Raw genomic sequence first — 6655 nt, forward strand, 5'->3', positions numbered from 1 at the left:
GCCACCGGCGAGGAGGGCGAGGCCGTGCTCGGCGGTGCCCTGGCCGCGGCGGCCGCGCACCGGCGCCCCGGCCGGACCGCCGCCGGGCACTCCGGCAGGCTGGGCCGCTGGCCGATGGTGGCCGCCGCCTTCGCCGGTGCCGTCCTGGTCTCCACGCCGTTCGTGCACAACGGCGGCAGCAAGAACGTGACCGGCATGGAGAGCACGGGCAAGGCGACCGCCGACGGCTACGCCAGCGACATGCCGACGTACGAGCCGAACGACGGTCCCGCGTCCCCGCTGGTCCCCGAGCCCGAGTCCGACATCCCGCCCGTGGTGTCCGGCAACGGCAAGGACTTCGTGGCCGCCGACGGTGACACGGTCGTCGACGACGGCACCGGTACGACCCCGCACACCCTGAGGTCGCAGCCGCCGGCGAAGACCGACGGGAAGCCCGCCAAGAGCGCGGGCACGCCGGCCGACGGCGAGAAGCGGACGGGGAAGGACCAGCGGCAGCCGGCCGACCCGCAGAAGGGCGTGCCGCTCAGCCTCGGGGTGTCCGCCGGCCTGCCCGGCAGCGACTCCTCGACGGACTCCGCCACCGCCGCGCTGCAGCCGCGGGTGGGCGAGCCGCTCAAGGCCAGGACCGACGCGGTCGAGCCCGTCAAGGCCACGACGAACGCGGTGAAGGCCGACACGGTCAAGTCCGCGGTGGCCAAGCCCGCCACGGTGAAGTCGACCAGGACCTCGACGACGTCCACGACGTCGAAGCCCACCGGGACCAAGCAGACCGAGGCCACGCACGAGGCCACCGCCAAGCCCGAGGCGAAGCCGGTCAAGGCGGCGGCACCGGTCACGCACGACTGGTCCACCAAGGTCGTGAACTCCACCTACGTCCTGGACGCGGGCGACTCGGTGGCCTCGAACCGGATGCGGATCACGCTCCGCGGCAACGGCAACCTCGTGATCTCCGACGAGAACGGCGTCGTCCGCTGGTCCTCGGGCACCTCGGGCGCCGACAACCACGCGGTCTTCCAGGCCGACGGCAACTTCGTGGTCTACAGCTCGGACAACCGCACCCTCTGGTCCTCCGGCACCGAGGGCAACGACGGGGCCAAGCTGGTGATCCAGGCCGACGGCAACGTCGCCATCCTCTCGGCCGGCGACGCGACCCTCTGGGCGGCGGGCACGCAGCACTGAGGAATACGGCCCACGACCCCGTCCACCCCGGGGTCCCCTCGTTCCGCGCATTCCCCCGTGCGTGGCTGCGGAGGGGACACCGGGGTGGTCGGCGTACATTTCCGGAAAGCACGATCCGGCCCTCCCCGTGAATTACCGAATTCCGCGATTCCCGTTGGGGCAGAAGACTGCCCGTCCGTACAGAGTCGCGGCCGTCCAATTGTCGTGCTGATTTCACCGGGCTAGCCTGGCGAGGGATATGAATATGGACCTGATGAACCGTCACGCCCGTATTCGACTGACAGGAAACCTCACCCTCCGGGCCGCAGCCGTGCGCCCGCGGGGGTGCGACTCGCGCGACAGGCCGGGCCCTGCCGACAGCCCACTCCCCCGACCGGCCCGGAACCCGCCTGGCGCGCCGAAGAGGAGATCGGTATGAGCACTTCCGGCAATCTGCAGGAATCGTCGACAAAGACGTACAGCAACGCCATCAGCCTCCTTGAGGACGCCCGGACGCAGATGACGACCATCCAGGGCCAGGTCGCCGATGCCGCGGCCACCCTGCACACCAACTACCAGGGCGCGGACGGCCAGGCCTACGCGCAGGTCATGGCGACCTGGTCGGCGGAGGTGGACCGCATCAAGAACACCTGCATGGCGATGGAGAACCAGCTCCGCACCAGCATGACCTCGTCGAACAACACCCAGAACAACAACGAGAACCTGGTGCGGCTGCAGCAGAACCTGAGTGCGATCGGGTCTCCCTCGGACAGCGTCTACTCGACGCTGACCACGTGACACGGCCTCTCGCCGCACTCCCCTCCCCGCACGCCGACCCGACCGAACCCACGACCCTCAGGAGCCCGTCATGGCCGCCGAAGACGGCATCTACATCGACCACGGTCAGGCGCTGACCTTCTCCGAGGAGATGCGGCAGCAGACCCGGAACATCGCCTCGGTCATCTCCGAGCTGGAGTCCAACCTGTCCGGGATCGTGGCCAGTTGGCTCGGTCCGGACCGCGAGGTGTACACCACGAAGGTGCAGCCCACCTGGAACGCGGAGGTGCAGTCGCTCGGCACCATCCTGGACAAGCACGCGACCACCCTGGACGAGGTCTCGGACAACTACCAGAACACGGTCCGCAGCAACGCCCAGGGCTTTGAGGAGATCAAGTTCTGAGCATGGCCGATCTCACGAAACTCGACGCGCAGGCCCTCCAGGCCTTCATCGACAACGATGTGACGGCCTTCTACAACGACATCGTCGCCCTGCGCCGGCCCGGCCAGACACCGCCCGCGCTGTTCGACGTGGGCAACGAACCGAAGCCGCTGCTGCTGGGCCAGATGAACGGCGACAGCGACACCGGCGGCGACACCGTCCTCAAGAACGCGCGGACCGCGGCCACGGCGATCGACAAGGTGCTCAACAACCACCAGTCGGGCTTCCAGGACCTGCGGACCGAGCTGGAGAACGTGATCACCACCATGCTCAAGACGCAGGGCGACAACCTCGCCGACGTCGACGCGCAGAAGTTCCTGTCCGCGATCGACGGCTATGTGTCGGACATGGGCGGCGGTTCCAACAGCACCACCACGAAGACCAGCTGAGCCGTGGTCACGAGACCGTAGTCACGAGACCGGAGACATGAGAGCGGGGGCGCACCCTTCATGGCCGTCGACAACTGGGAACACATCATCAACCTGATGACGGGTTTCACCCTGGGCGAGCGCGACGACATCATGGGCGTGAAGGGCGACGGGGGAATCCCGTGGCTGGCCGTCGACATCAAGAAGAAGCCTCGCGACGACCGCCAGCCGGTGGACCAGTGGTTCCACAACGACGGGATGGGCGCCTTCATCCAGTTCTACTCCGGCACCGGCAAGGACGTGCAGAAGTACGAAGCCAACGTGACCTTCACGGACCAGACCGCCGGCCGCCAGTACTGGCAGCGCAGCTCCGACGCGCTGCGGACGCTGGTCCAGCCGCCGTACAAGTCGCTCGGTGTGTCGAGCGCCTGGGGCGGTTCGCCCAGCCTCGACAACGGCGTGGACCTCGCGTCGTTCACCACGCTCGCCAAGTCCTTCGACAACGCGGGCACGTTCTTCACCGCGCACGCCGAGACGCTGAAGCAGTGGACCGAGAGCCTGGGCGACGAGAACGCGGCCTGGAAGGGCAAGGCCGCCGGTGTCTTCTACGACCTGATCAACAACCTGCACGACAAGTACGAGACATTCAAGAGCGAGCTGACCCCGCCGGGCTTCTCACCGACCAGCACCTCCGTGGCCACCGGCTACCACTCCAGCACCCTGCACGGCGACTCGCTGATCGGCGCCGAGGTGGCGCTGCACACCGCGCTGTCGAACATGTACGACGAGTTCATGAGGTTCATCAGCCGGAGCGCCTCGCCGATCCTGGTGACCAATCCCGACGGGTCGCAGTCGACGACCGTCATCGACGGTGACTCGCGCAACGTGCTCGTCTACCTGCTGACCGACGTCATGAACTGGGTGCGGACACACAACGTCCCCAACGTCTCCGGCAAAGAGATCACGCATGTGGGCCCGCACGGGAGCACGTCCACGACAGAGGTCTGGGACACCAACGGGAACTACTCGGACACCACCGTCTGGGGCAACCTCAAGGACAGCAGCACCTGGTCGGCCATCGCGAACGAGGCGCAGTACCGCTGGCGGACCAACATCGAGACCAATCTCGACGCGCCCGCGCGCACCCAGGTCGCCACGCTGCAGCAGAGCTGGAGCCGTGTCCTCAACCCCGGCTGGAACACCGCGTTCTCCTTCGAGGACAAGAACACCTTCCAGCCGGACAGCCTGACCCCGGACACCTCGTCCTCCTCGAACGACGACCTCAACAAGATCAACGAGGACCTCAACAAGTCGCTCGGTGACCTGAACGACAACCTGAACAACTTCGGCAACAACCTCAACGACGGCCTCAACAACATCGGCGACGGGCTGAACAACGGGCTCAACAACTTCGGCGACAACCTCAACAACTCGCTGAACAACATCGGCGACGGGATCGACGACGGCCTGGGCAACTTCGGGGACAACCTCGACAACCTGAGCAATCTCGCCAACAACGGGTCGGGCGGGATCGACACCAGTTCCCTGACCGACGGCAACGGTTCGGGCTCGGACCTGAACACCGGCAACCTGCTCGACACCTCCGGCCTGAACGACCCCGGCACCAACGGCGACATCAGCAGCCAGGACCTCACCTCCCTCGGCACGAACGGCGCCACGAACGGCGGCACCGACGGCCTGAGCGACCTGGCCAACAGTTCGCTGCTCGGCCTGACCGGCGGGAACACCAACGGCGCGACCAACCCGGCCGACGGGACCGGCGGGGTCACCGGCATCTCGTCGCTGACGAACCCGGACGGCAGTGTCACCACCACGAACCCCGACGGCAGCATCACCACCGAGTACCCGGACGGCACGTCCACGACCGTCAGCCCGACCGGCGAGGTCACCACGACCAACCCCGACGGCACCACCACGGTCAGTCAGCTCACCCCCGGCCAGTCGCTGGTCAACCCGGACGGCTCGACCACCGACATCGACACCAACGGGGACATCACCACCCACTTCCCCGACGGTTCCTCGGTGACCCACAACGCCGACGGCAGCGTCACCAGCATCGACGCCGACGGCAACAAGACCACCACGCTGCCCAACGGCGTGGTGGAGACGACGACCCCGGACGGGCTGACCCAACTGACCGCGCCCGACGGCGCGGTGTCCGTGCAGAACGCCGACGGCAGCCTCACCACCACCTTCCCGGACGGCAGCAGCACCACGATCGACCCGAACGGCACGGTCACCACGACCAACGCCAACGGCTCGACCGTCACCAGCCATCTCGCCGACGGGCAGAGGCTGGTGAACCCGGACGGGTCCACGACCACCATCGCCCCGGACGGCGGCATCACCACCACCTACCCCGACGGCAGTTCCGTCACCGTCAACCCGGACGGCACGGTCACCTCCACCACCGGGGACGGCACCACCGGCAGCGCACTGACCGACCCCGCCGACTCCCTCACCACGTCCACCCCGATCACCACCACGGCCGACCCGAGCGGACTCACCTTCCAGAACGGCGACGGCTCGCTCACCACGACGTACCCGACGGGCACCACCGCGGTCACGGACCCGAGCGGCTACACCACGACGACGTTCCCGGACGGCAGCAGTACGGTCGCCAGTCCCGACGGGCAGTTCCAGTCGGTGCCGAGCCCCTCGACCGCCGCCGTACCCGACGGGACAGCCGGCCTGACGACGGCGGCGAGCGGCGCCGAGGACCCCGGGCTGAGCGGCCTGAGCGGACTGATGTCGCCGATGATGATGCTGATGGGCATGTCACGGGCGGGCGGCCAGGGCCAGGGGCAGGGCCAGGGCGAACGCGTCCGGGAGACGTACCTGGAGAACGACGACGACGGCGCCTTCTTCGCCGGCGGGCCGCAGCGTCCGCAGGCCGCGCCGCCGGACGAGGTCTTCGAGGAGGAGGACGAGGACCCGGTCGACCTGCCGAGCCGTACGGCCACGACCGGGCAGGGCCGGCGCGGCGGGCTCGTCGGCCGGCGCCCCGGCACGGAGGACTCCGGGTGGACCGAGCCGGAGGACGTGTGGGGCACCGGCGAGGAGGGCCTGCCGGCCTCCCTCGGCCGCTGACACCCCGGAGAGAGCGAGAACACCGTGAGCGAATCACTCCAGCATCAGTTCGCCCAGGCCATGGCCGAGTTCGAGAAGCAGCGGGAGGCCCTGGTCAGGGCCCGGGAGGAGATCTCCGCCGTCTCGGTGACGGCCAGGTCGAAGGACCGCGCGGTCGAGGTCACCCTCGGCGCCGACGGTTCGCCCAGCGGGCTGCGTTTCCTCGGCAACAAGCACCAGACCATGTCCGGGAAGGCGCTGGCCGCCAGCGTCCTGGAGGCCATGGCACGGGCGCGCGCCGAACTCACCACGCAGGTACGGGCGAGGTTCGACGAGGTGGCCGGCCCCGGCATCGGCGTGGCGGGCGGCGGCACCGAGGCCGTGGACAAGCTGGCCGGTTCGGGACTGGAGAAGCTGATGGGACCGCTGTCGGCCCCGGGCGGCCTGCTCCACCCGGAACGGGGTGGCGACCATGGCTGACGACAGTCTGTTCGCGGCGCTCCCGGACAACATCAAGCGGGGCGGCGACCTCACCGACCAGATCGCGGACATCGTCAAGAACCACCTCTCGCGGTACGGCGACCACTACATCGACCCGAACGACCCGTCGATCGGGGAGCCGACCGACGAGACGGTCCAGGCGATCCTGCGCGACTACAGCCCCGCGTACAACCAGACCGTCCAGGCCCTCGGGCAGGTGAACAAGGCGCTCCTGAAGGCGTCCGAGCTGACCACCGCCTCGGGTGTCAACTTCGACCGGACCCAGCAGGACGCACTCGACCAGATCAACAGCGGTAACTCCCGAAGGCTGCCCTGACCC

7 protein-coding genes are annotated in these 6655 nt (G+C 68.5%); all 7 read left to right on the forward strand.

Features of this window, described 5'->3' with window-relative positions; genetic code table 11:
- The coding region (locus KVT45_RS57225) for a hypothetical protein (protein WP_254648528.1) at positions 1–1179 on the forward strand (1179 nt) is incomplete at its 5' end.
- Between the two features lie 414 nt (positions 1180–1593).
- Positions 1594–1956, forward strand: coding sequence for a hypothetical protein (locus tag KVT45_RS50160; protein WP_089101317.1), 363 nt, complete (start codon positions 1594–1596; stop codon positions 1954–1956).
- 70 nt (positions 1957–2026) lie between these two features.
- The gene (locus KVT45_RS50165) at positions 2027–2338 is read left to right on the forward strand and encodes a WXG100 family type VII secretion target (RefSeq protein ID WP_217560946.1); all 312 of its coding nucleotides are present in this window, start codon (positions 2027–2029) and stop codon (positions 2336–2338) included.
- Between the two features lie 2 nt (positions 2339–2340).
- Complete coding sequence (locus KVT45_RS50170; RefSeq protein WP_217560948.1) at positions 2341–2766, forward strand: type VII secretion system-associated protein; 426 nt, start codon at positions 2341–2343, stop codon at positions 2764–2766.
- A 60-nt stretch (positions 2767–2826) separates the two neighbouring features.
- Positions 2827–5856, forward strand: a complete 3030-nt coding sequence (locus KVT45_RS57925) for an AAWKG family protein (protein ID WP_217560950.1) — start codon at positions 2827–2829, stop codon at positions 5854–5856.
- A 24-nt stretch (positions 5857–5880) separates the two neighbouring features.
- Complete coding sequence (locus KVT45_RS50180; protein ID WP_217560952.1) at positions 5881–6315, forward strand: YbaB/EbfC family nucleoid-associated protein; 435 nt, start codon at positions 5881–5883, stop codon at positions 6313–6315.
- Entirely contained in the window at positions 6308–6652 is a 345-nt protein-coding gene (locus KVT45_RS50185) for a hypothetical protein (protein WP_217560954.1), read from the forward strand. The genes KVT45_RS50180 and KVT45_RS50185 overlap by 8 nt, the downstream gene beginning before the upstream one ends.
- Positions 6653–6655: the final 3 nt, after the last annotated feature.

The organism is Streptomyces sp. GbtcB6, from assembly GCF_019091475.1.
GTDB classification, from domain to species: domain Bacteria; phylum Actinomycetota; class Actinomycetes; order Streptomycetales; family Streptomycetaceae; genus Streptomyces; species Streptomyces hyaluromycini.

Coding starts and splice junctions, on each gene's coding strand:
- KVT45_RS57925 (WP_217560950.1), top strand. CDS start 2,827: ATGGCCGTCGACAACTGGGAACACATCATCAACCTGATGACGGGTTTC.
- KVT45_RS50185 (WP_217560954.1), top strand. CDS start 6,308: ATGGCTGACGACAGTCTGTTCGCGGCGCTCCCGGACAACATCAAGCGG.
- KVT45_RS50165 (WP_217560946.1), top strand. CDS start 2,027: ATGGCCGCCGAAGACGGCATCTACATCGACCACGGTCAGGCGCTGACC.
- KVT45_RS50160 (WP_089101317.1), top strand. CDS start 1,594: ATGAGCACTTCCGGCAATCTGCAGGAATCGTCGACAAAGACGTACAGC.
- KVT45_RS50170 (WP_217560948.1), top strand. CDS start 2,341: ATGGCCGATCTCACGAAACTCGACGCGCAGGCCCTCCAGGCCTTCATC.